We start from the raw sequence: 22,576 nt of genomic DNA, 5'->3' as shown, positions 1-22,576 counted from the left end.
GATTTGGAATAATTTACAACAATATTAAAACCTTAATAGATAAAAAACAAATTTATTCGATGAAATACACTTCAGGCTTTCTTTTTCTTTAAGAGAAAGCTTCAATTTTTTCATGAACCGTTTCCCATTCTGTCATTAAATTCTCTAAACGATCTTTTTTTGATTGATAGTTATCAAAAAAGTTGGGCTTGGCAGCTAACTCATCATAATTTGCTGCTAATTCAGCATCAATGGTTTTTATTTCCTTCTCTAACTGACTTATTTTTGCTTCTACATTACTTAACTTGTTTTGTAATGATTTTAGCTTTTTTTGATCGTCATATGATTGCTTTTTACTTTCTTTTGGCGTTTCTTTTACAACATTGCGTTTTTCTACTTCGCGCAGATTTTCAACGTTTCTTTGCTGGAGGTAAAAGTCTATATTCCCTAAATATTCTTTTATTTTATGGTCTTTAAACTCATATACTGTATCTGTAAGATCCTGAAGAAAATCACGGTCGTGAGATACAAGAATTAATGTTCCTTCAAACTTTTTAAGTGCATCCTTTAGTACGTTTTTAGATTTTATATCTAAATGGTTTGTGGGTTCATCCATAACCAAAACGTTAAAAGGTTGTAACATTAGCTTTGCTAAAGCCAATCGGTTTCGTTCTCCTCCTGATAAAACTCTCACGTATTTATCTACTTCATCTCCTCTAAATAAGAAAGCCCCTAAAATATCGCGAACTTTACTACGGTTAGTTTCATTGGCTGCATCTATCATTGTATCTAATACGGTTTTGTTTCCGTCTAAATACTCGGCTTGGTTTTGAGCAAAATATCCTATCTGTACATTATGTCCTAGATTTAGTTCGCCTTGATGCTTTATTTCTCCTACTATAATTTTAGCTAATGTAGATTTCCCTTGCCCATTTTGTCCAACAAAAGCGGTTTTTGTATCGCGTGCTATTGTTAAATCTATATGCTGTAATACATTGATATCATCATAACTTTTAGATATATCTAATGCTTCAACAACAACTTTTCCTGGTGTTATAGAAACAGGAAAATTAAGCGTCATAACGCTGTTATCATCTTCATCAACTTCAATACGCTCTATACGGTCTAACTTTTTTATTAAGGATTGCGCCATTGAGGCTTTTGAAGCTTTTGCCCTAAACTTTTCAATAAGTTTTTCGGTTTGCTCTATCTGTTTTTGTTGATTTTTTTGTGTAGCTAATTGTTGTTCTTTTATTTCTTTACGTAGTACTAAAAACTTTGAATAAGGCTTATTATAATCATAAATACGACCTAATGATATTTCTATGGTACGGTTTGTAACGTTGTCAAGAAACATTTTATCATGTGATACTATTACCACAGCTCCGTTGTAATTTTTTAAAAAGCCCTCTAACCAAATGATAGATTCAATATCTAAATGGTTTGTAGGCTCATCAAGTAACAGTACGTCATTATTTTGTAATAGTAGTTTAGCTAATTCTATACGCATTCTCCAACCACCAGAAAATGTATCTGTAAGCTTTTCAAAATCGCTACGTTTAAAACCTAATCCTTGTAATATTTTTTCAGTTTCTCCTTGATAATTGTAACCGCCTAAAATTTCATATTGGTGTTGTACATCGCTTAAGTCTATCATTAACTGATTATAACCTTCACTTTCATAATCGGTACGTTCAACCAGTTGCTGGTTGATATGCTCCATTTGAGCTTCTAATGCCTTTATTTCTTCAAATGCTTCATAGGATTCCTCTAAAACGGTTTTGCCAAATTCAAAATCGATATCCTGTTTTAAAAAACCAATGCTCAAATTCTTATCCGCTGCTATTTGTCCTGAATCAGGTTGCATTTCTTTTGAAAGAATTTTAAGCATTGTAGACTTTCCCGCACCATTTTTCCCTATAAGTCCCACACGATCGCCAGGACTTAATTTGAAGGTAATGTCTTCAAAAAGATATTCTCCTTGAAAAGAAATAGAAAGATTATGAATGTTTAGCATTATGTTACTTTTGTTACAGTAGTTGTTTTTATAAAGTTGTATTTTTGTATATAAATACAAGTCGCAAAAGTAATTGTTTTAATCATGATAAAAAAAGGAACTAAACTTTATAGCATTTTTACAGGTGCATGTCCTAAATGCCACCAAGAATCTATGTATGAGCACAAAAACCCATATGTATTATCTGAAGTTTTAAAGATTCACGAATCTTGCTCTCACTGTCATACCAAATACAGAATAGAACCATCTTTCTTTTATGGTTCTATGTATGTAAGTTATGCTGTTGGTATCGCCTTTGCGGTTGCTGCTTTTGTAATAAGCTATTTGTTTTTAGGAACAAGTTTGGTTACTTCCTTTATTGCTATAATAATAACACTCGTTGTTTTTGGCCCTATTATAATGCGATTGTCAAGAAACATTTGGATAAATATGTTTCTTCATTATGATAAGTCTTTGGTTAAATAAAGAATCTATCAATTGAAATTTCGGCATCTAATGCTTGATTATTTTCTATAAAATTGAATAGTTTTTCTGAAATGTAGGGAGCAATCATTACACCACGAGTTCCTAAACCATTACATACATAAATGTTTTTATGTTTAGGATGTCTTCCTACTAATGGGCGTCTGTCTTTTACTGTTGGGCGTATTCCAGCTACTTGATTAACAACTTCAAAATCACAAGTTATCAAAGTTTTTAATTTTAAAACCAATTCTTGTTTTGCATCTTCTGTAGTAAGGTTGGTTTTATCTTCCCAATTATAAGTAGCACCAACGGTGTACAAATCGTCACTTTCAGGTATAACAAATACTGATGATTTTAAAGCAACATCACAAGCCAGTTTTGGTGCTTTTATAGTAATTACTTCTCCTTTGGTACCATTTAAAGGTAAATCATTAAAAAAAGGATTTTGTTTTAGCCCAAAGCCTTCACAAAAAACAATATGCTTTGCAGAAATAGTGTCATAAGTTGCTAACTTTTCTTGAATATGTAATTTGTCATACTGAAATGGCTTCTCAATAAGCTGATTATTCTGCTTCAAATATGCTCTATAAGATGCAATTAATACATTGGTATCAATGCGACCAGATGAAAGTACTTGACCAAACCCAAAAGGCGCATTTATATTTGCATTATGATTTGAGACTATTTTGGGTGACAAAAATGGTTCTAATTTAGGTTTATCTGAAGCTTCAAACCACATATTTTGTTCCTCAATAGATGCAAATTTTCTATATATAGGAAATGAATAATTGATAGTGACATTTAGTTTATCTTCTATTCTTTTATAAAAAGGCAAGGCTAGATTTAGTTGTTCTTGCGCTTTCCAGACTTCGGAAAACCGTTTTAAAATTACTGGGTTATACATACCAGCAGCCACAAGAGAAGATTGTTGCGACTGATTATCAAATACTACAAACTGTTTATTTGCAGCTTTTAATTGCTCACAAAATGCGATACCTGATAAACCACAACCTACAACTATATAATCTAAATTCATAGCCACAAAAATAATCAAGTTGTAACAAAAAACGCTCACTAAATAGTGAGCGTTTTTTTATTATTTATAGTATGTGGTTCTTAATAAGACCACATATCTAATTCAAAGTTTCTAATCTTTTCTTTGATTCTATTAGATTCTAATAATTGCATTAATGCATTTTCAGATACATATTCAGTCACTTTACGGTCTCCGTATACGTTTTCTTCTTTATAGATATATCCATTAAAACGACCTGCATTTAAGATATGATCAAACGAGTAAGGCACTGCGCTATTTTCATTATTAAACGCTTTAGCTTCATGTAATACCTCTCTTGCATCTGGGTAGAATATCCAGAATAAAGGAATTGGTTCTTTGTTAGCTTCGTCATCAGAGTCTAAAAAGTTTACATCTGGTGCAGCAGGAGCTAAACCAATAATTCTAAACTTTAACTCACCTTGACGTTTGTCAAAATACCAATACTTTTTGATTAAATAAGCACTAATATGGTATGATGTAATGTCAGTAGGAATAATATATTCTGGGTCAATATAACCATCAGCATTATATTGCTCATAACCTACATCAAGTGTATCAACTTTATGCATAGCAGACTGTAAATCTTTCATAGTACGCTTTGCAGTAAAGTAAGAATCATCATAAATGTTTTCTATGTCTCCTTTTTTGATACTTTTCCAAAGAACATCAAATAAAGATCTTCTATCAGAACCAATATTGTTAGTATCTATAGGATAGTATAACGGAAAATTAACACGCTCATCTAAAACAACTTTTTCCCAAGTCATTTTTCCAAACATGATATCTCTATCATCTACATACCCATATTCTAACGGTTTATCATTGTCAACTGCTTTTTGAGCTTCTGTTCTAACACCTATCTCTTCTGGAGATTTAGCGCTTAAAAGATTTGCTTGTGCAAATGAAGATGTTGCAAAAGATATGCTTAAAACGGTTAATAAAAAACTTTTAAAATTCATCTGTTTCATTTTTATTAATTAGGGCTTAATACTTTATTAAAACCTCTATTAGTTTGTAATTTCAACAATTACTGCAGAAACTCCTTTTAACTTGTATGAAGAATTTCCTCTAATCTGTGCTTTAATATCAAATATTGCTACTTGATCTCCTCTTCTAGCTTTACGTAAAGCGTTTTTAGCTTGAGAGTTTAATTTAGTTCCATTTACAGTTACTGTTGGTTGACCAGGAACTTTAAATTTAAACTGTGTTACTTGGATAGGTAATTCAAAATCAAAATCTTCTAATAAAGCACCTACAGTAGCAATCTCAACACTGTTACGTGGTAATTTTACAATACCAGATTGACGGCTTATTGTACCTGTTGGTTTTGGAATATCTTTAATTCTGAATGTTGCTCTATCACTAACTTTAGTACCATCTGGTAATGTTCCTGAAACGTTAATTACAACTTCTCTACCAGTACCTGGCTTCATGATGTATTTTCCTGTTCCTGAACCTTTACTTAAACCAGGAGCACTTGCAGATACATTGTTATCTGAAACTCCAGCAAATGATATAGTCATTGGGTTAGATACACCACGGTAAACTACATTCATTTTGTCAGCTGAAATTGTTGCTGAATTTGGTTTTGGTACAACAGCGTAAGTACTTTTTACTGGAATAGAAATGATAGAATCTCCTTCTTTAAATTGGAATTCTCCTTCAATTTCTCTTTCTCCTACAGCACCTGCTGGGAAATCTAATAATGTTTGACCAGCTTGCATAGACTCTGCAGATAGTTCTTGACCATTAATGATTACTTTGTCAGCTTTTAATGTTTTATCGTTTTTACCTAAAATAATACGACCTGTAAAGTTTTCTCCTGAAAAGAAAGCTGTTTTGTCTGGTACAACAATAGCATCAAAGTTAGTTAAAGAAGCTTCTACTTTAAGCTTTCCTGCTAACATAGAAGATAAAACTTCAGACTCTGTAGTTTTAACATCAGCTTGTAATTGTGTCATTTTAGTTAATGACGCTACAAGTGGGAAACCTTTGTAGTGGTAATCTAACCAATCTACAGTGATACCATCTCTGTTTGTTACAGGATCTGTATTAAATTTCTTCTTAACATCATCAGCCATAGAAGCTAAATCAGGGTTAGAAGCTAAAATTGCAGATACACCATCTCTAAACTTTGCTATTTGTGCTAAAAATTCTTCACCAGCTGGCTCTAATTTATCACCTTTAAAAAAGTTATTATCTAGGTAATCTCCTTTGTCCATGATCTCATAATCTTGAGGATCATCAACAGTAGATGTCATTTTTCCTTTTAAATCTTCTAGGTAACTATTAAATTCAGTTGCTAATGCATCAATTTGATCAGCTTGTGCCTTTAGTGGTTGGTACTTTGCTGGTTGCTCTGAAACTTTTTCAGCTAAACCTTGCATGAAATCAGAGTTTCTTTGCGTTGCAGCTTCGTTAGATTCAGTCAGTTTTTCGTTCATTAGTCCGAATGCTGAAAGTACCTCTTTTGACATATTTAATGCTAACATCGCAATGAATATTAAATACATCAAGTTAATCATTTTCTGCCTTGCAGATAATTTTCCTCCTGCCATTTCTAATTAGTTTTGTTTTTAATTAATAATAATTGATATACTAAACTTAATTAGTTTTTGTTCATAGCAGATAACATACCACCGTAAACACCATTTAATGATGAAAGGTTAGATGCTAAAGATTGCATTTGCTCTTTTAATTTAGCTGCGTTTTCTACAGACTCTTCGTTGATTGCTGCTTGACGATTAACGCTTTCTAATTGTACTTTGTATAGGCTGTTTAAAGATTCCATTTGTGCTGCTGCTAATGAAAGCTCTTCACCATATTTTTTAGTTGCTGCAATTGAATCAACAGTTGGCGCAATTCCTTTAGCTGCTCCTTCAAAGTTTTTGATACTGTTTCCTAAAGAGCTCATTAATTCACCATCAATTTTAGCTTCTTTTAATAAGTTATCAAGTTTTTTAGATAATAATCCTTCAGCATCTTTTGGCTCTTCAGCTTTTTTCTTTTTAGTTTTTGCTTCTCCACCAGCTAATTCAGGGTATACTAATGACCAATCTAATTCGTTATCTACTGGTTCAAAAGCAGATATTGCGAAAATGAAAGCTTCTGTTACTAATCCGATAGTTAACATTACGTTTCCTGTTAATGGTCCAATTTCAAAGTGTGTTATCTTAAATAATGCTCCAATAATTACAATTGATGCTCCTAGGCCGTAAGCCATTGCCATAAATTTCTTGAATGCATAAGATTGTGCTGCCATAATTTCTGTTTTTTTTAAGTTTTAATACTTAGGTAGTTAATTAATAATTTAGTTATTTAGTTTTTGTTTGTTTGATGATTAGTTTCTTGCGTTTAGGGTTACATCAGTTCCCATATAATCTTGAACAGTTCTGAATCCGATATAGCTTCTTGCTGAATCTGCGTATTCGTAATCTCTAGAACTCACTTGTAAATAGTATGCTACATCTTTCCATGATCCACCTCTAACAACTTTACGTTGGTTATTAACATCATTTACACTTGGGTTTATTGTTGAAACAAACTCGTATGATGATGGATCGTAAGAAGCGCTTACCCATTCAGAAACATTACCTGCCATATTGTATAGGTTAAAGTCATTAGGTTCGTAAGATTTTGCTTCTACTGTATATAATGCTTGATCTGCTGCATAATCTCCACGTAATGGTTTGAAGTTTGCCATAAAACAACCTCTGTCATTTTTTGTATAGTAACCACCCCAAGGATATGTTGCTGCTTGTAGTCCGCCTCTTGCTGCATATTCCCATTCTGCTTCAGAAGGTAAACGGTATTTATTTACAAAGTGCTTTCCTTTTTCTTTTCTATATGCATTATGGTATAAAGTTCTCCACTCGCAAAATGCTTTTGCCTGTTTCCAAGAAACACCTACTACAGGATAATCTCCATAAGCTGCATGCCAGAAATAATCGTTATGCATTGGTTCATTATAAGAATATGCAAAATCACGAATCCAAGCTGTTGTATCTGGATATATTGCTACGTCTTCTTGAATAACAAACTCTGAACGCTTCTTTCCTTTATTTGAAGCTTTTGCTGCTTTTTCTATATCCATGTGTGTGTAATGGAACACGAATTTAGAAACATCCCAAGTTCTTTGTCCATTATATGATTCTTCCATAGGTAAGTACATTGTATCCATAACCTCTGCGTAGTACTCATCTGGGTAATCATCAGTATCTATAATTAAATCGATATCGTTATTTAATTTTCTTCCTTCATATCCTGTAGGACCTAAACCGCTATAGTTATCATACATATATTTTTCATAAACAGTCATATTAGCTGTATCTGCATCTTTAAATGCAAACTCACCAATACCACCATTTCCTGGAGTTTCTCCTATTTCATCAGCAAGGATAGCTAGTCTTGTTCTTATTGTAGAGTCTCTTACCCATTCTACAAATTGACCATACTCGCTGTTTGTAATTTCAGTAGCATCCATATAGAAAGATCTAACGGTAACTGTTTTAGAAGGTGCATCATGAATTCCTGCTAGGTCATCATCTGCCTTACCCATAATAAATGCTCCACCTGGTACTAATTCCATACCATAGGGTTTTTCTGGGTGCCATTTTTTTCCTTTAACTCCTACTAACTGACCTCTATCGCCAGATCCACAACTTGTTAGTATAGCTAATACTGCGGTTAATAATACAAACTTTTTCATATCCATAGAAAACTCGAGGTTAATATTTATATACTTAAAAATTTAAGAGCGTAAACATATTTATATATTTTTTAATAAGCAACTTTTTTATCAAAAAAAAATACGTTTCATCGTAAAAATTATGCATTTCATCGATGAAAGACGTTAAAATTATGAATTATTCATTATAAACAATTCTTCTGAAACGCTTTATACCAACGCTCTGGCACTATATTGTTGCATGCATCTAAATAATCTTGATGTGTGCAAGGTAATAACGTATGTCTTTTTAATTTATTATTTACTTCTTCTAAAAAAGGAATTTCAATCCACCAGCGCTGTGTTTTCTTGCTCTTATAAAAAATCAACTCTTGGTGGTCAGCTAAGGTAATAAATTTCTGATAATTATTATCATTTAAAAAATCATCATCTTTTACCCTAAAACTCACTCCCTCAACAAAATACCAAATCATCTGAGCAATCAACATTGACGTAACTTCGTTATTTTCAGATGGTTTAAATTCATAAACACCAAATAAACTAACTTTATTACTTATTCCTGCATATCTTGAAATTGCACAAATCTCTTTTCCATCAAAACCATTTGGCGAAGCACTAGTATGACTACTCAATTCTGATGCTTTTACCGATCCTATATCTACTGTTACAATATTTGCATCTCTCATAACAGGCTCTGCTATAGTAATATCGTTTGATACTTGCCCTAATCTATAAGATTCGAAATACAACTTATCCATGAGATCTATCTCTTCTTGGGCATTAAAGTAGGTTTGATAGCCTAACGTTGCATAGTTGAATAAATTGTAAGGTTGATCTAAAATAATCTTACCAACAAAACTATCATTTTTAATAGGTTTTGCTGAATCTCCTAAATCAAATTTAGAGTCTACATTTACAATATTTACCATTGGCGCAATTGTATCATAAGCTCTATAACAAGCATATGTTAGGTCTTGACTTCCTCCTAATATAATTGGTATAATGTTTTTTTGAACTAGAATGGTAATAGTCGTCTTGAGAGCAAAGTAGGTATCCTCTACCGTTTCTCCTTTGTTTATATCTCCCAAATCTACAATGGAAGGCGACCAATTACCAGGAAACAATGAATAAAATGATTTTCTGATATCATCTAGATAAATATCTTCACCTATATAGTTAATGTCGTTTCTATTTTCTAGAACACCAACTATTGCAATTTTTACATTATCTAAATCAGGAAGACCTTGTTGCTTGGAATGAACCTTTATTTTTTTTCCCAGTGCTTGCTGCGATAATAACTCATTATGAGCTAATACCGTATCAGAAACAGGAGAGAGAAAGTTAAAGTTCATAAATTATTTCTTTTTTGAAGCTGCTTTTTTCTTGGTTGTTTTTTTCTTTGGTGCATTTTTCTCAATGATAGCTTTAGCTTCTTCTAAAGTCATATCTGACACATCAACTGTTTTTGGAAGCTCAACTTTTGTTTTTCCTTTTATTACATTGTGTCTTCCCCAACGAGCTTTTTCTACACGAATACCTTCATCTTCCCAAGAATGAATCAGCTTATCCTTTTCTTTTTGTATTTTTTCTTCTATCAATGTCACTATATCATCTTCTGACAAGTTATCCCAGTCATACTTTTTATTGACATTAATAAACATGTTATTCCATTTTATGTATGGTCCAAAACGACCTTTACCTTTTTGCACTGGCAAATCTTGGTAATGATAAATTGGCGCATCTGCTTTTTGTTTTTCTTTTATTAAAACAATAGCATCATCTAACTCAACACTTAATGGATCTGTTCCTTTAGGAAGTGAAACATATGCTTTACCAAACTTAACATAAGGTCCGAAACGCCCATTATTAACTTGTACTTCTTCACCTTCATAAATACCTAAATCTTTTGGAAGCTGAAATAAATCCATAGCTTCTTCATATGTAATGGTATTTAATTGCTGATCTGGTGCTAAACTTGCAAATTGTGGCTTTTCTTCGTCATCAACTGTTCCTATTTGCACCATTGGTCCAAACTTCCCTAAACGCACACTTACTTGCTTACCTGTTGCTGGATCTGTTCCTAAAACACGTTCTCCAGATTCTCTATCGGCATTTTCTTGTACATCTTCTACAACCGGATGAAAATCCTTGTAAAAGTCTTTCATCATTTTAGACCAATCTACCTTACCTTCTGCAATGTCATCAAAATCCTCTTCTACTTTTGCAGTAAAATTATAATCTAAAATTTGTTCGAAATGATTTACTAAAAAATCAGTTACAATCATTCCTATATCTGTAGGTACTAACTTTCCTTTATCTGAACCTACTTTTTCAGTAAGCTGCTTGTCTTTGATAGCGCCTTCTTGCAACGTTAATTGTGAATAGTTCCTTTCCTGTCCTTCAACTGAACCTTTTTCTACATAATTTCTATTTTGAATCGTAGAGATTGTTGGCGCATATGTAGACGGACGTCCTATTCCTAGTTCTTCTAATTTCTTTACTAAAGACGCTTCTGTAAATCTTGCAGGAGGTCTTGTATAGCGTTCGGTTGCTGTTATGTAGCTATTAAGAAGTGTTTCGTTTACCTTCATTGCAGGCAGCATACCATCTTGCTCAGTATCTTCATCATCTGTGCCTTCAAGATACACTTTTAAGAACCCTTCAAACGTAATAACTTCTCCGTTTGCAGTAAACGTTTCATTATGCGTTGACGCACTAATTTTCACATTGGTACGCTCTAATTGAGCTTCACTCATCTGCGAAGCAATTGCACGTTTCCATATAAGTTCATACAATCTAGCTTGATCTCTATCAGCATTTACTGCGTGAGCAGAAAAATCTGTAGGTCTAATAGCCTCATGCGCTTCTTGCGCTCCTTTGGCTTTACCTTTATAGTTTCTAGGTTTACTGTAATCAGCACCGTAAGCATTTTTAATTTCGGCTTCGGCTCCTTTTCTTGCCTCATCAGATAAGTTCACACTATCTGTTCTCATATAAGTAATTAAACCTGCTTCGTACAAACGCTGTGCATTTGTCATGGTTCTACTTACTGAAAAACCTAATTTTCTTGCTGCTTCTTGTTGTAATGTAGAGGTTGTAAATGGAGCTGCTGGTGATTTTTTTGCTGGCTTTTTTTGTAAATCAGCAACTTTAAAATCAGCAGACACATTATCTTCTAAAAACTTGTAAGCTTCCTCTTTAGTAGAAAAGTTTTTTGGAAGTTTTGCTTTAAATGTTTGTCCGTCTTCATTAGAAAATTCAGCATCTATTCTGTAAGATGCTTCAGGTGTAAATTCTTGAATTTCGCGTTCTCTTTCAACAATTAATCTAACAGAAACCGATTGTACACGTCCTGCTGATAATCCTCCTTTCACCTTTCTCCATAATACAGGAGATAATTCATAACCTACAATTCTATCTAAAATTCGGCGTGCTTGTTGAGCATCAACCAAGTCATAATCTATCCCTCTAGGATTTTCTATAGCTTTTTGAATAGCTGCTTTTGTTATTTCATGAAATACGATTCGTTTGGTTTTTGCTTTATCTAATTTTAAAGATTCTGCTAAATGCCAAGCGATAGCTTCTCCTTCACGGTCTTCATCACTTGCTAGCCAAACTATTTCAGCTTTTGCTGCTAATTCTTTTAGTTTTTTAACAACAGCTTTTTTATCTTTTGATACTTCGTATTTAGGTTTAAAATCTCCATCAACATCAACTCCCAACTCTTTTGATGGCAAGTCCGCAATATGTCCAAAACTAGACTCTACCTTAAAGTCTTTTCCAAGGAATTTCTCTATGGTTTTGGCCTTTGCAGGTGACTCAACAATTACTAAATTCTTTGCCATTTTTGATTTTTTAAGGGTACAAATGTAGTTGAAAAAAAAGAATTCTTCCTAATTTTTAATTTTTTGGGAGCTTCTTTAAGGATTTTTCAACGTAAAACAACCCATTTTCACAAAACAAATAAAGCCCCTAAAAACGGGACTTTATCACTAATATTTACTTTAAATTTATGCTTCAATATTATTTACTGTTTCTACACCAAACCCAACTACCTTTTTGTAAATAAGATAAATTGGATGATACATAAACGCAGATAAAAACAAAGAACCTAACCCGCAAGTAACAATGGTTAATATTAAAAGTACAATATAACTTACCACAAGCAACCCAAATGTAATTAGCCACTTTTTATTGCCTAACATAAAACTAAGTTTCACTATATCTCCAACACTTAAATCAGGATTGAAAGCAAATATCACCATAAAAAACGACAAAGGAACCATAGCGTATATAAGCGGTAAATAACATAAAATTGCTGCCACTATTGAAATACCCATAGTAACTAGCATAATCACAATAAGTTTACCTATATAGTTTCCTTTAAAAAAGTAAAACAAATCACCTACTTTCACTTCTTCATTGTAATCTAATTTCTTAATCACCTTATACAATCCAGCATTTAATGCTAGGGACAAAACAGCAATAATTAATATACCTACAAAAAAGCCTATCATATATAAAACAGACATTCCAGCAAAAAAGGCATCCATAGAGTCCGGATCAAACGTCTCTCCGTTTTCAACACTCGCCATTGCTGCTACAAACATTGGCATATACATGATAATAATGAAAGGACTTGTTATTATCATAACAAAAATTTGTAGCAAAAAGCCATATAACCAGCTTTTCTTAAACAACTGAATAGACTCATTAAAAATATCGCCAAAGTCTAAACTTGGAGCATTATTAATTTTTGATTGAATTTCTGAAAACATACATATTTTAGTTTTGGTTGGATTTCGTAAAAATAGAAGATATTATTTTAAAACTCAAAAACAATATCAACTGTCACTTTGTCATTAAACACAAATAAATTGTATCTTTGCACACTTATTGACAACTAACTGTTTTCAGTACATTTTATGGAAAAGATTATTGACGAAAATAAACAAGGTGAAAACCTAATCATTGAAGGAAAAGAAGGTAACAAAAGAAAACTTTTTATAGAAAGTTATGGATGTTCTATGAATTTTAGTGACAGCGAAATTGTTGCTTCAATCCTTGCGAATGAAGGTTTTAATACAACGCAAAACCTAGAAGATGCCGATTTAGTTCTGGTTAACACCTGCTCTATTCGCGATAAAGCCGAACAAACGGTGCGTAAACGTCTTGAAAAATATAATGCCGTAAAACGTTCTCACAACCCAAAAATGAAAGTTGGTGTTTTAGGTTGTATGGCCGAACGTTTAAAAAGCAAATTTCTTGAAGAAGAAAAAATTGTAGACTTGGTTGTTGGACCAGATGCCTACAAAGATTTACCAAACCTTTTAGCTGAAGTTGAAGAAGGTAGAGATGCTATAAATGTTATCCTATCTAAAGAAGAAACTTATGGTGATATTTCTCCGGTAAGATTAAATACCAATGGTGTTACTGCATTTGTATCTATTACGCGTGGCTGCGATAACATGTGTACGTTTTGTGTAGTTCCATTTACAAGAGGAAGAGAGCGAAGTCGTGACCCACAAAGTATTCTTGAGGAAGTAAACGACCTATGGAACCGTGGTTTTAAAGAAATCACTCTACTTGGTCAAAATGTAGATAGTTATTTATGGTATGGCGGCGGATTGAAAAAAGATTTCAATAAAGCTAGTGATATTCAAAAAGCAACTGCCGTTAATTTTGCTCAATTACTAGAGCTATGTGCCAAAGCACAACCTAAAATGCGTATTCGTTTTTCAACATCAAATCCGCAAGATCTTACGCTTGATGTTATTGAAACTATGGCTACTTATCATAACATTTGTAATCACATTCATTTACCGGTACAAAGCGGTAGCAATCGTATTCTAAAAGAAATGAATCGTTTACATACTCGCGAAGAGTATTTTGAATTAATAGATAACATACGTCGTATTATTCCAGATTGTGCTATAAGTCAAGATTTAATTGCAGGTTTCCCAACTGAAACTGAAGAAGATCACCAAGATACTTTAAGCTTAATGAGCTATGTAAAGTATCATTTTGGTTACATGTTTACGTACTCTGAACGTCCTGGAACTATGGCTGGTCGTAATATGGAAGATGATGTTCCTGAGCCTGTAAAAAAACGTCGTCTTGCTGAAATTGTTGCCCTACAACAAAAACACAGTAAAACAAGAACGCAAGAGTTTTTAAATAAAACCGTAGAAGTACTTATTGAAAAGTCTTCAAAAAAATCAGATCAACAATGGTCTGGAAGAAATCAGCAAAACAGCGTAGTTGTTTTTCCTAAAGAACACTACAAAGTAGGCGATTTAGTTAATGTAAAAGTTACAGACTGTACAAGTGCAACGCTTATTGGTGAAGCCATAGGATATTCTGACAATAATTAAATTAATTTATGGAATCCATTCAAGCTATAAAACAACGTTTTGAAATTATTGGTAATGATGCCAAACTTAACCGTGCTTTAGAAAAAGCCATTCAAGTTGCTCCAACAGATATTTCTGTTTTAGTTACTGGGGAAAGCGGTGTTGGTAAAGAAAGCATTCCTAAAATCATACATTCGTTATCACACAGAAAGCATGGAAAATATATTGCTGTAAACTGTGGTGCAATTCCAGAAGGCACTATAGACAGTGAACTATTTGGCCATGAAAAAGGCGCTTTTACAGGTGCTACACAAACGCGTTCTGGCTATTTTGAAGTAGCCGATGGCGGCACCATTTTTTTAGATGAAGTTGGTGAATTACCGTTAACAACGCAAGTACGTTTATTACGTGTATTAGAAAATGGCGAATTCATAAAGGTTGGAAGTAGTAAAGTACAAAAAACCAATGTACGTATTGTAGCAGCTACAAACGTAAACATGTTTGAAGCGATTAAAAAAGAAAAATTTCGTGAAGATTTATATTACAGATTAAGCACGGTAGAAATAAACATTCCACCATTACGAGATAGAAAAGAAGACATTCACTTATTATTTAGAAAATTCTCAAGTGACTTTGCTTTAAAATATAAGATGCCAACCATCAAACTAGCTGATGATGCCGTTAATCTTTTATTAAAATATCGCTGGAATGGTAATATTCGTCAACTACGAAACGTTGCAGAGCAAATATCTGTATTAGAACAAAACAGAACTATTACTCTGGAAACATTACGTCAATATTTACCAGACACAGGAAACAATTTACCTGCCATTGTAAACAATACAAAATCTGATAGCGATTTTAGTAGTGAACGTGAAATTTTATATAAGGTCTTATTCGACATGAAAAGCGACTTAAACGACCTTAAAAAACTCACCATGGAGTTAATGAAAAACGGCAACGTTTCTGAAGTTACAAAAGACAATGAAAGCTTAATTCAAAAAATATACGGCAACGACGATGAAGAAGATGCTACTATTGAAGACTTAGAAGTACTTTCAATTCCTGAAAAAACATCAAATGATGAGCTTCCTATTGAAAACATGCAAGATAAATATCATTTTGCTGAAGAAATTGAAGAAGAAGAAACACTATCTTTACAAGACAAAGAATTAGAACTAATAAAAAAATCACTAGAACGTCATCAAGGAAAGCGAAAACTAGCCGCACAAGAATTAGGAATTAGCGAAAGAACCCTATACAGAAAAATAAAGCAATACGATTTATAATCACACTATGAAACTATTAAAATACACCCTATCAATTATTGTATTAACCACAGTAGTATCGTGTGGCTTTTATTCTTTTACAGGAGCTTCTATTTCTCCAGACACAAAAACTTTTCAAGTCAATTATTTTCAAAATAATGCCATTTTAGTTGAACCAGGATTAGACAGAGATTTTACTAATGCCTTAACAGATTTATTACTAAATCAAACCAATCTTGATTTAGTAAAATCTAACGGTGATATCATTTATGAAGGTGAAATTGTTGAATATAGAATATCTCCTACTACAGCAACTGCAAATAATACAGCTGCACAAAACAGACTGACCGTAAGCATTAATGTCAGGTTCTATAACACTAAAAATGACGAAGACAACTTTGAGCAAAAGTTTTCTCATTTTTTTGATTATGATGGCAACCAGCAATTATTAGGAACTCAAAGAGATGCTGCTTACGCTGAAATATTTGAGCGCATTACGCAAGATATTTTTAACGCCTCATTAGCTAAATGGTAAACATATGAATAAAGACGTTTTTACGCATATTTTACAAAATCCTGGAGACATCAATAGTCAACAAACTAATGACTTAAAAGATATCATTGATACATTTCCTTATTTTCAATCTGCCAGAGCTATTTTTTTAAAAGGGCTAAAAAACAACCAAAGCTTTAAGTACAACCAAGCGTTAAAAACAACAGCTGCTTACACCACAGATAGAAGCATTTTGTTTGATTTCATTACATCTGATGCTTTTTTACAAAACGAAATATCACAATATATAAAACAACACTCTGAACACGTTAAAGATATAACCGTTGATATTGAAGACTTATCTGTAAACAAAAGTGTTACAATTGATGACACATTAAAAAAACAAATAAAAGACACCACAGGAGTTTTAGATCCTGAACTGTTTCAACCAAAAATCAAACAATCTGATATTGCAGACAGCAATACTGAAACTGAAAGCAATACCACTCAAACTGAAAACCCTGAAACAGTTTTAAATTTAGGCGCTCCACTACAATTTAGTAATAGTGAAACACACTCTTTTAATGAGTGGTTAAAATTAACTCGCTTTACACCTATTGACAGAGATAGTAGTCAAAAAGACACAAGCTCACATGATGTTTCAAAAAACAATTCTCAAGACGAACGAAAGAAAAAGTTTGATCTTATTGAAAAATTTATCTCCAAAAACCCAAAGCTTGTTCCAGAGAAAAGTTCTGGTAAAAACACCAATTTAGCTGAAGAACAAATGATTCAACCAGAATCATTAATGACCGAAACGTTAGCTAGAATTTACCTAGAACAAAAAAATTATAAAAAAGCAATTCAATCTTACAACATTTTAAGTTTGAAATATCCAGAAAAAAGTGGTTTCTTTGCAGACCAAATTAAAGCAATAAAACAATTGCAAGAACAAAATAACAAAAAGTAATGAGTACGTTTACAATATTTTTAGCGCTAATTATAGTCGTAGCATTTTTATTAGTTGTAGTTATAATGGTACAAAATCCAAAAGGTGGCGGATTATCATCATCATTTGGCGGTGGCGGCACACAACAATTAGGTGGTGTTAAAAAAACAACAGACTTTTTAGACAAAAGTACTTGGACGCTAGCTACAATTATGTTAGCCCTAATTTTACTTTCAAATGTTGCTATAAACAGAGGTCCTGGAAACTCAGAGTCTAAAGTATTAGATTCAGATGTTACTACACAACAACCTGTTACTCCAGCTCCGGCTGCAACAACAAATGATAACACAACAGAAACTACTACAGATTCTGTTCAATAATTTCATTTTTACAAAAACATTATAAGGCCAACATATTGTTGGCCTTTTTTGTACCCAAAAACTAACAAATGAAAATTTGTCAGTTGGTATGTATTGGCACATTTTTAGCATAAAAGCAAACATAATTATTAAACTAAAAACATTAAAAATATGGCATTAAACATTAAACCTTTAGCAGATAGAGTTCTTATAGAACCTATTGAAGCTGAAACTAAAACAGCTTCTGGTATTATTATTCCTGACAACGCCAAAGAAAAACCTCAACAAGGTAATGTTGTGGCTGTTGGTAAAGGCACTAAAGACGAGCCAATGACTGTAAAAGTTGGTGATAAAGTACTTTACGGAAAATACTCTGGGACAGAGCTAAAACTTGAAGGCAAAGATTACTTAATCATGCGTGAGAGTGATATTTTAGCAATCGTTTAATTCATTTATTAATCCATTAGGATTAAAACAATTCAACTAAAAAAATAAAAAAACAATTATGGCAAAAGATATAAAATTTGACATTGAAGCTCGCGATGGTTTAAAACGCGGTGTAGATGCATTAGCAAATGCAGTAAAAGTAACATTAGGCCCAAAAGGACGTAACGTTATAATTAGTAGAAGCTTTGGAGCTCCACAAGTTACAAAAGATGGTGTTTCTGTAGCAAAAGAAGTAGAACTAGAAGATGCTCTTGAAAACATGGGAGCGCAAATGGTAAAAGAAGTTGCTTCAAGAACCAATGATTTAGCTGGAGACGGAACTACAACCGCTACAGTATTAGCACAAGCAATTGTAAAAGAAGGTTTAAAAAACGTTGCTGCTGGTGCAAACCCAATGGATTTAAAACGTGGTATTGACAAAGCCGTTGAAGCTATTACCGCAGAACTAGAAAAACAATCAAAACAAGTAGGAAACTCTTCTGAAAAAATTCAACAAGTAGCATCTATCTCTGCTAATAACGATGATACTATTGGAGAATTAATTGCTAAAGCTTTTGAAAAAGTTGGCAAAGAAGGTGTAATCACTGTAGAAGAAGCAAAAGGAACAGATACATATGTTGATGTTGTAGAAGGTATGCAATTTGACAGAGGTTACCTATCTCCTTACTTTGTTACTGATTCTGATAAAATGATTGCTGATTTAGAAAATCCTTACATTTTATTGTTTGACAAAAAGATTTCTAACTTACAAGAAATTCTTCCTATACTAGAACCTGTAGCACAATCTGGTCGTCCACTATTAATAATTGCTGAAGATGTTGAAGGGCAAGCTTTAGCAACACTTGTAGTAAACAAATTACGTGGTGGATTAAAAATTGCAGCAGTAAAAGCTCCTGGATTTGGAGACAGACGTAAAGCAATGCTAGAAGATATCGCTATCCTAACTGGTGGAGTTGTTATCTCTGAAGAACGTGGATTTTCATTAGAAAATGCCGATTTAAGCATGTTAGGAACAGCAGAAACTGTAACTATAGACAAAGACAACACAACTATTGTAAACGGTGCAGGAAAAGCCGCTGATATAAAAGCAAGAGTTGGACAAATAAAGTCGCAAATTGAAACAACAACTAGCGATTATGACAAAGAAAAACTTCAAGAACGTTTAGCTAAACTTGCTGGTGGAGTTGCTGTACTTTATGTAGGTGCTGCTAGTGAAGTAGAAATGAAAGAGAAAAAAGATCGTGTAGACGATGCGCTTCATGCAACTAGAGCTGCTGTAGAAGAAGGTATTGTTGCCGGTGGTGGAGTTGCTTTAGTTCGTGCTAAAAAAGTATTAGAGAAAATTACTACTGACAACCTTGACGAAACAACTGGTGTACAAATAGTAAATAAAGCTATTGAAGCTCCTATCAGAACCATTGTTGAAAATGCTGGTGGAGAAGGTTCAGTTGTAATCAACAAAGTATTAGAAGGTAAAAAAGACTTTGGTTATGATGCAAAAAGTGAGCAGTATGTAGACATGCTTAAAGTAGGTATTATTGACCCTAAAAAAGTAACACGTATCGCTTTAGAAAACGCGGCTTCTGTTGCTGGAATGATTTTAACTACAGAATGTGCTTTAATAGACATTAAAGAAGATGCTCCTGCTATGCCTCCAATGGGAGGTGGTGGAATGCCAGGCATGATGTAATTGAATAACATACAATTACCTAAAAAAACAAAAAACGCTTCAATACATTTGAAGCGTTTTTTTATAGTAAAATATAAAGCCACCTGAAAAAGGTGGCTAGTTTTTTGATTTTTCTTGATTTTAGGTTTATTCGTAATAAACCAATACACAAACTACTTCTTTTTAGCAGGAGCTTGTGGAGCCTTTTTTACCGCTTGTTTTGGTAAAGCTGACTTGCTCTTTGACTTTATTTGTCCCATAATGCTATATGTTTTTAAGACTATAATAAAGATAATACACACTCATATATACTGATACTTTTATTGGCTAAAATTTAACTAAAATTTTCAATCATTTATTTCCTCTTAAAACCTAAAACACTATATTTAAACCAATTAAAATAAATATACAAACACATAATGATTAAAACCTTATTTGCCCAACTCTCCCTTATATTATTTACAACAATTAGTTTTAGTCAAAATTTACAATCAGATTACACAGAAAGTCATTATTTAGAATATTTCAGCCTAGAACCTGAAACTATTCATACGCAGTTAAACAAATCAAAATACCTGAACTCTGAAGAGCTTTGGTTTAAAAGTTACATATACAATACAAAAACACAAAAACCCTATCTAACTACTACAAACGTATATGCATCAATATATAATGCTGATGGTGTTTTAATTGAAAAAAAAATATACTATACAGAGCACGGTATGACACATGGTAATTTTTCTTTCAAAAAAAATTATTTACCCGGTATTTACTTCTTAAAAGTCACTACAAATTGGATGAGAAATTTTAATGAACCACATTATAGTTTAATTCAGTTTGAGATTATTGATAGTCAACCAAAAACCACCAATAGCAGTAATCACACATCTGAAATAAAGCACGATTTTCAAATACTTCCCGAAGGCGGTCATCTAGTTGCTGGGAATTCTAACTCTATAGGCTTTAAAATCACTGATCAAAATGAAGACCCGCTAGTAATTATTTCTGGAGATGTTTTAGACAGTAAAAACAATGTTGTAACCACAATAAAAAGTAACGCATTTGGCATTGGGAAATTTGATCTAAACATAAAACCTGATGAATCTTACAAAATAAAAGCAACACTAAAAGACAGCACCATTATTGAAAAAAGTATCCCTAAAGCCAACACAACTGGCATAACTATAAGCACAAATAATTTAAATAACGAAACACTTTTTATCACATTAAACACAAACAAAAACACGCTTCCTAATCTTATAAACTCACCTTACTATCTCCTTATACACAGAGATGGCTTTATGAAACGAATAGACGTATCTTTTAGTCAAAATAAATACAGCTATACAATCGCCGTACCTAAAAAAAATCTGTATTCAGGAATAAATATCATTACACTTTTTAATGAGAAAAATCAACCTGTACTAGAAAGATTACTATTCAAAAAAACAAAAAAATTAATTTCTGACATATCAATAGCTGGTACTCATACAGGCGTAGATTCAACAATAGTAACACTTAAGTCTAATAAAAAAAGTGGCTATCAAAAAGGTATTAGTATCTCGGTATTACCTACATCTACAAAAGCTTATAATGAAAACCATACAATAGCTGCTTCATTTTATTTAAAACCATATATAAAAGGCACTATACATAAACCTAATTATTATTTTTCAAGTGATGACCGCAGAACCAATTATGATTTAGATTTGCTATTACTAACTCAAGGTTGGAGTAGTTACGATTGGAAAAACATTTTTTTCAATCCTCAAATTGCTAAACATAATTTTGAAGCCGGCTTTCAAATACGTGGAGAGATTAACGCTAAAAATAAAGAAAACATTAAAGAGGTCGTTTTATTTTCTGCTAATAACAAGTTAATGCTAACCTCCAAATTAAAAAATGGTCAATTTAATTTTGACCACCTTTTTTTAATGGATAGCTCAATAGTTTCAATAAGCGCTAATACAAATAGAGGAAAACAGATCTCACCTGGCGTTTACTATAACACCTATCCCACTTATATTATAGACTCTATAAACACAAAAAAGCTAATCAATAAAAATATAATATCTAGAGACTTAAATAGTTTTAATTTTATTCATGGAGATTTCAACCTTCTAGATACAGTAAGCATTTCTAATAATTACACCGAAAAAAAAGAACGCTATATGGTGAATGGTGGTGTAAATAATAGAGGTATAAATCTAGAATCTGGATACTCTTTTACAACAAGGGTTCTTGATGTAATTAGAAATAATGGTTTTGATGTTATTGAATCTGGTGCTAGTGTAAAAATATTATCACGTCGTGCATCAAACCTATCAGGGAGATTAAGCCCTAATGTATATGTTGATGGTATAATTATTTCAGACTTTTTAGAAACTATTCAATACCTTACTGTTTCTGAAATAGACGAGCTTTATATTGCCAGAACTGGATTTGGTATGGATGGAGCTGGTGGCTCCATTAATATTTTCACAAAAAACAGTATCGGTCTAAAAAACAATCGCAAGAGTGATTTTAAAAACAGTAAGATTAAAATAGGTTTTTCAATGCCAAAAAAATATTATTCGCCTTTTTACAACAAAGCTCAAGAGGAAACATTTTCAAAAATTGGTGTTTTACACTGGCTTCCCAACTTAAAACCTAATAAAAGAGAGGAATTCGTTTTTAAGATACCCAATTACTATTATGAAAGTATTAACCTATACATTGAGGGCATGAATGAAGACGGAAGTCTAATATCTACAGTAAAAACTTTTCAGTTAAATTAATAATCACATGTTTTATATAACGTGATATTATAGTATTTTTACACTCCTTAAATAAT

Annotated in this window: 18 protein-coding genes; 9 read left to right on the top strand and 9 right to left on the bottom strand. The window is 32.6% G+C overall.

Going from position 1 to position 22,576, the window contains the following annotated elements:
* Positions 1-88 precede the first annotated feature (88 nt).
* Positions 89-1,996, bottom strand: coding sequence for an ABC-F family ATP-binding cassette domain-containing protein (locus tag ACN5J3_RS03535; protein ID WP_417291252.1), 1,908 nt, complete (start codon positions 1,994-1,996; stop codon positions 89-91).
* A gap of 84 nt (positions 1,997-2,080) precedes the next feature.
* Between ACN5J3_RS03535 and ACN5J3_RS03530 the strand changes: the two genes are divergently transcribed.
* Entirely contained in the window at positions 2,081-2,461 is a 381-nt protein-coding gene (locus tag ACN5J3_RS03530) for a DUF983 domain-containing protein (protein ID WP_417291253.1), read from the top strand.
* On the opposite strand, the gene ACN5J3_RS03525 is transcribed toward ACN5J3_RS03530, so the two are convergent.
* From ACN5J3_RS03525 to ACN5J3_RS03490, 8 genes are all read right to left on the bottom strand, one after another.
* Positions 2,454-3,497, bottom strand: a complete 1,044-nt coding sequence (locus ACN5J3_RS03525) for an NAD(P)/FAD-dependent oxidoreductase (protein ID WP_418510784.1) — start codon at positions 3,495-3,497, stop codon at positions 2,454-2,456. The two genes, ACN5J3_RS03530 and ACN5J3_RS03525, sit on opposite strands and share 8 nt — an antisense overlap.
* 80 nt (positions 3,498-3,577) lie before the next feature.
* The gene (gene gldN / locus ACN5J3_RS03520) at positions 3,578-4,477 is read right to left on the bottom strand and encodes a gliding motility protein GldN (protein WP_418509221.1); all 900 of its coding nucleotides are present in this window, start codon (positions 4,475-4,477) and stop codon (positions 3,578-3,580) included.
* 48 nt (positions 4,478-4,525) lie between these two features.
* Entirely contained in the window at positions 4,526-6,076 is a 1,551-nt protein-coding gene (gldM, locus tag ACN5J3_RS03515; protein WP_344728231.1) for a gliding motility protein GldM, read from the bottom strand.
* A 50-nt stretch (positions 6,077-6,126) separates the two neighbouring features.
* Positions 6,127-6,780 (bottom strand): gliding motility protein GldL, encoded by a 654-nt coding sequence (gene gldL, locus ACN5J3_RS03510; protein WP_344728229.1) that lies wholly within the window; start codon positions 6,778-6,780, stop codon positions 6,127-6,129.
* A gap of 78 nt (positions 6,781-6,858) precedes the next feature.
* Positions 6,859-8,232, bottom strand: coding sequence for a gliding motility lipoprotein GldK (gene gldK, locus ACN5J3_RS03505; protein WP_417291257.1), 1,374 nt, complete (start codon positions 8,230-8,232; stop codon positions 6,859-6,861).
* A 158-nt stretch (positions 8,233-8,390) separates the two neighbouring features.
* Positions 8,391-9,557 carry a formimidoylglutamase gene (locus tag ACN5J3_RS03500; RefSeq protein ID WP_418510783.1) on the bottom strand — a complete coding sequence of 389 codons (1,167 nt, stop codon included), beginning with the start codon at positions 9,555-9,557 and terminating at the stop codon, positions 8,391-8,393.
* Between the two features lie 3 nt (positions 9,558-9,560).
* Positions 9,561-12,050 (bottom strand): type I DNA topoisomerase, encoded by a 2,490-nt coding sequence (gene topA / locus ACN5J3_RS03495; protein ID WP_418510782.1) that lies wholly within the window; start codon positions 12,048-12,050, stop codon positions 9,561-9,563.
* Positions 12,051-12,215: 165 nt separating this feature from the next.
* Positions 12,216-12,983, bottom strand: a complete 768-nt coding sequence (locus ACN5J3_RS03490) for a hypothetical protein (protein ID WP_418510781.1) — start codon at positions 12,981-12,983, stop codon at positions 12,216-12,218.
* 147 nt (positions 12,984-13,130) lie between these two features.
* Here ACN5J3_RS03490 and miaB point away from each other — a divergent pair, with 147 nt between their 5' ends.
* The 8 genes from miaB to ACN5J3_RS03450 all read left to right on the top strand — a co-directional run bounded on the left by miaB (position 13,131) and on the right by ACN5J3_RS03450 (position 22,520).
* The gene (gene miaB, locus ACN5J3_RS03485; protein WP_417291261.1) at positions 13,131-14,579 is read left to right on the top strand and encodes a tRNA (N6-isopentenyl adenosine(37)-C2)-methylthiotransferase MiaB; all 1,449 of its coding nucleotides are present in this window, start codon (positions 13,131-13,133) and stop codon (positions 14,577-14,579) included.
* Positions 14,580-14,587: 8 nt separating this feature from the next.
* A complete protein-coding gene (locus tag ACN5J3_RS03480) occupies positions 14,588-15,847 on the top strand; it encodes a sigma-54 dependent transcriptional regulator (RefSeq protein WP_344728217.1) in 1,260 nt (419 codons plus the stop codon).
* A 7-nt stretch (positions 15,848-15,854) separates the two neighbouring features.
* Complete coding sequence (locus ACN5J3_RS03475) at positions 15,855-16,361, top strand: LptE family protein (protein ID WP_418510780.1); 507 nt, start codon at positions 15,855-15,857, stop codon at positions 16,359-16,361.
* Between the two features lie 4 nt (positions 16,362-16,365).
* The gene (locus ACN5J3_RS03470) at positions 16,366-17,289 is read left to right on the top strand and encodes a hypothetical protein (protein WP_418509216.1); all 924 of its coding nucleotides are present in this window, start codon (positions 16,366-16,368) and stop codon (positions 17,287-17,289) included.
* The gene (secG, locus tag ACN5J3_RS03465) at positions 17,289-17,648 is read left to right on the top strand and encodes a preprotein translocase subunit SecG (RefSeq protein ID WP_418509215.1); all 360 of its coding nucleotides are present in this window, start codon (positions 17,289-17,291) and stop codon (positions 17,646-17,648) included. The genes ACN5J3_RS03470 and secG overlap by 1 nt, the downstream gene beginning before the upstream one ends.
* A gap of 150 nt (positions 17,649-17,798) precedes the next feature.
* On the top strand, positions 17,799-18,074 hold the full coding sequence (gene groES / locus ACN5J3_RS03460) for a co-chaperone GroES (RefSeq protein WP_417291265.1): 276 nt from the start codon (positions 17,799-17,801) through the stop codon (positions 18,072-18,074).
* Between the two features lie 58 nt (positions 18,075-18,132).
* Entirely contained in the window at positions 18,133-19,764 is a 1,632-nt protein-coding gene (gene groL / locus ACN5J3_RS03455; protein ID WP_418510779.1) for a chaperonin GroEL, read from the top strand.
* A 398-nt stretch (positions 19,765-20,162) separates the two neighbouring features.
* Entirely contained in the window at positions 20,163-22,520 is a 2,358-nt protein-coding gene (locus ACN5J3_RS03450) for a hypothetical protein (RefSeq protein WP_418510778.1), read from the top strand.
* The last annotated feature ends 56 nt before the right edge of the window (positions 22,521-22,576 follow it).

The organism is Corallibacter sp. (assembly GCF_048381695.1).
Taxonomy (GTDB): domain Bacteria; phylum Bacteroidota; class Bacteroidia; order Flavobacteriales; family Flavobacteriaceae; genus Corallibacter; species Corallibacter vietnamensis.
Note: the sequence above shows the minus strand (reverse complement) of the source record. Positions and strands in the feature narration are given on the sequence as shown.

What these genes read in the sequence shown, in the direction of transcription:
- ACN5J3_RS03535 (WP_417291252.1), bottom strand. Translation starts at nt 1,996, where the DNA reads ATGCTAAACATTCATAATCTTTCTATTTCTTTTCAAGGAGAATATCTT.
- ACN5J3_RS03530 (WP_417291253.1), top strand. Translation starts at nt 2,081, where the DNA reads ATGATAAAAAAAGGAACTAAACTTTATAGCATTTTTACAGGTGCATGT.
- ACN5J3_RS03525 (WP_418510784.1), bottom strand. Translation starts at nt 3,497, where the DNA reads ATGAATTTAGATTATATAGTTGTAGGTTGTGGTTTATCAGGTATCGCA.
- gldN (WP_418509221.1), bottom strand. Translation starts at nt 4,477, where the DNA reads ATGAATTTTAAAAGTTTTTTATTAACCGTTTTAAGCATATCTTTTGCA.
- gldM (WP_344728231.1), bottom strand. Translation starts at nt 6,076, where the DNA reads ATGGCAGGAGGAAAATTATCTGCAAGGCAGAAAATGATTAACTTGATG.
- gldL (WP_344728229.1), bottom strand. Translation starts at nt 6,780, where the DNA reads ATGGCAGCACAATCTTATGCATTCAAGAAATTTATGGCAATGGCTTAC.
- gldK (WP_417291257.1), bottom strand. Translation starts at nt 8,232, where the DNA reads ATGGATATGAAAAAGTTTGTATTATTAACCGCAGTATTAGCTATACTA.
- ACN5J3_RS03500 (WP_418510783.1), bottom strand. Translation starts at nt 9,557, where the DNA reads ATGAACTTTAACTTTCTCTCTCCTGTTTCTGATACGGTATTAGCTCAT.
- topA (WP_418510782.1), bottom strand. Translation starts at nt 12,050, where the DNA reads ATGGCAAAGAATTTAGTAATTGTTGAGTCACCTGCAAAGGCCAAAACC.
- ACN5J3_RS03490 (WP_418510781.1), bottom strand. Translation starts at nt 12,983, where the DNA reads ATGTTTTCAGAAATTCAATCAAAAATTAATAATGCTCCAAGTTTAGAC.
- miaB (WP_417291261.1), top strand. Translation starts at nt 13,131, where the DNA reads ATGGAAAAGATTATTGACGAAAATAAACAAGGTGAAAACCTAATCATT.
- ACN5J3_RS03480 (WP_344728217.1), top strand. Translation starts at nt 14,588, where the DNA reads ATGGAATCCATTCAAGCTATAAAACAACGTTTTGAAATTATTGGTAAT.
- ACN5J3_RS03475 (WP_418510780.1), top strand. Translation starts at nt 15,855, where the DNA reads ATGAAACTATTAAAATACACCCTATCAATTATTGTATTAACCACAGTA.
- ACN5J3_RS03470 (WP_418509216.1), top strand. Translation starts at nt 16,366, where the DNA reads ATGAATAAAGACGTTTTTACGCATATTTTACAAAATCCTGGAGACATC.
- secG (WP_418509215.1), top strand. Translation starts at nt 17,289, where the DNA reads ATGAGTACGTTTACAATATTTTTAGCGCTAATTATAGTCGTAGCATTT.
- groES (WP_417291265.1), top strand. Translation starts at nt 17,799, where the DNA reads ATGGCATTAAACATTAAACCTTTAGCAGATAGAGTTCTTATAGAACCT.
- groL (WP_418510779.1), top strand. Translation starts at nt 18,133, where the DNA reads ATGGCAAAAGATATAAAATTTGACATTGAAGCTCGCGATGGTTTAAAA.
- ACN5J3_RS03450 (WP_418510778.1), top strand. Translation starts at nt 20,163, where the DNA reads ATGATTAAAACCTTATTTGCCCAACTCTCCCTTATATTATTTACAACA.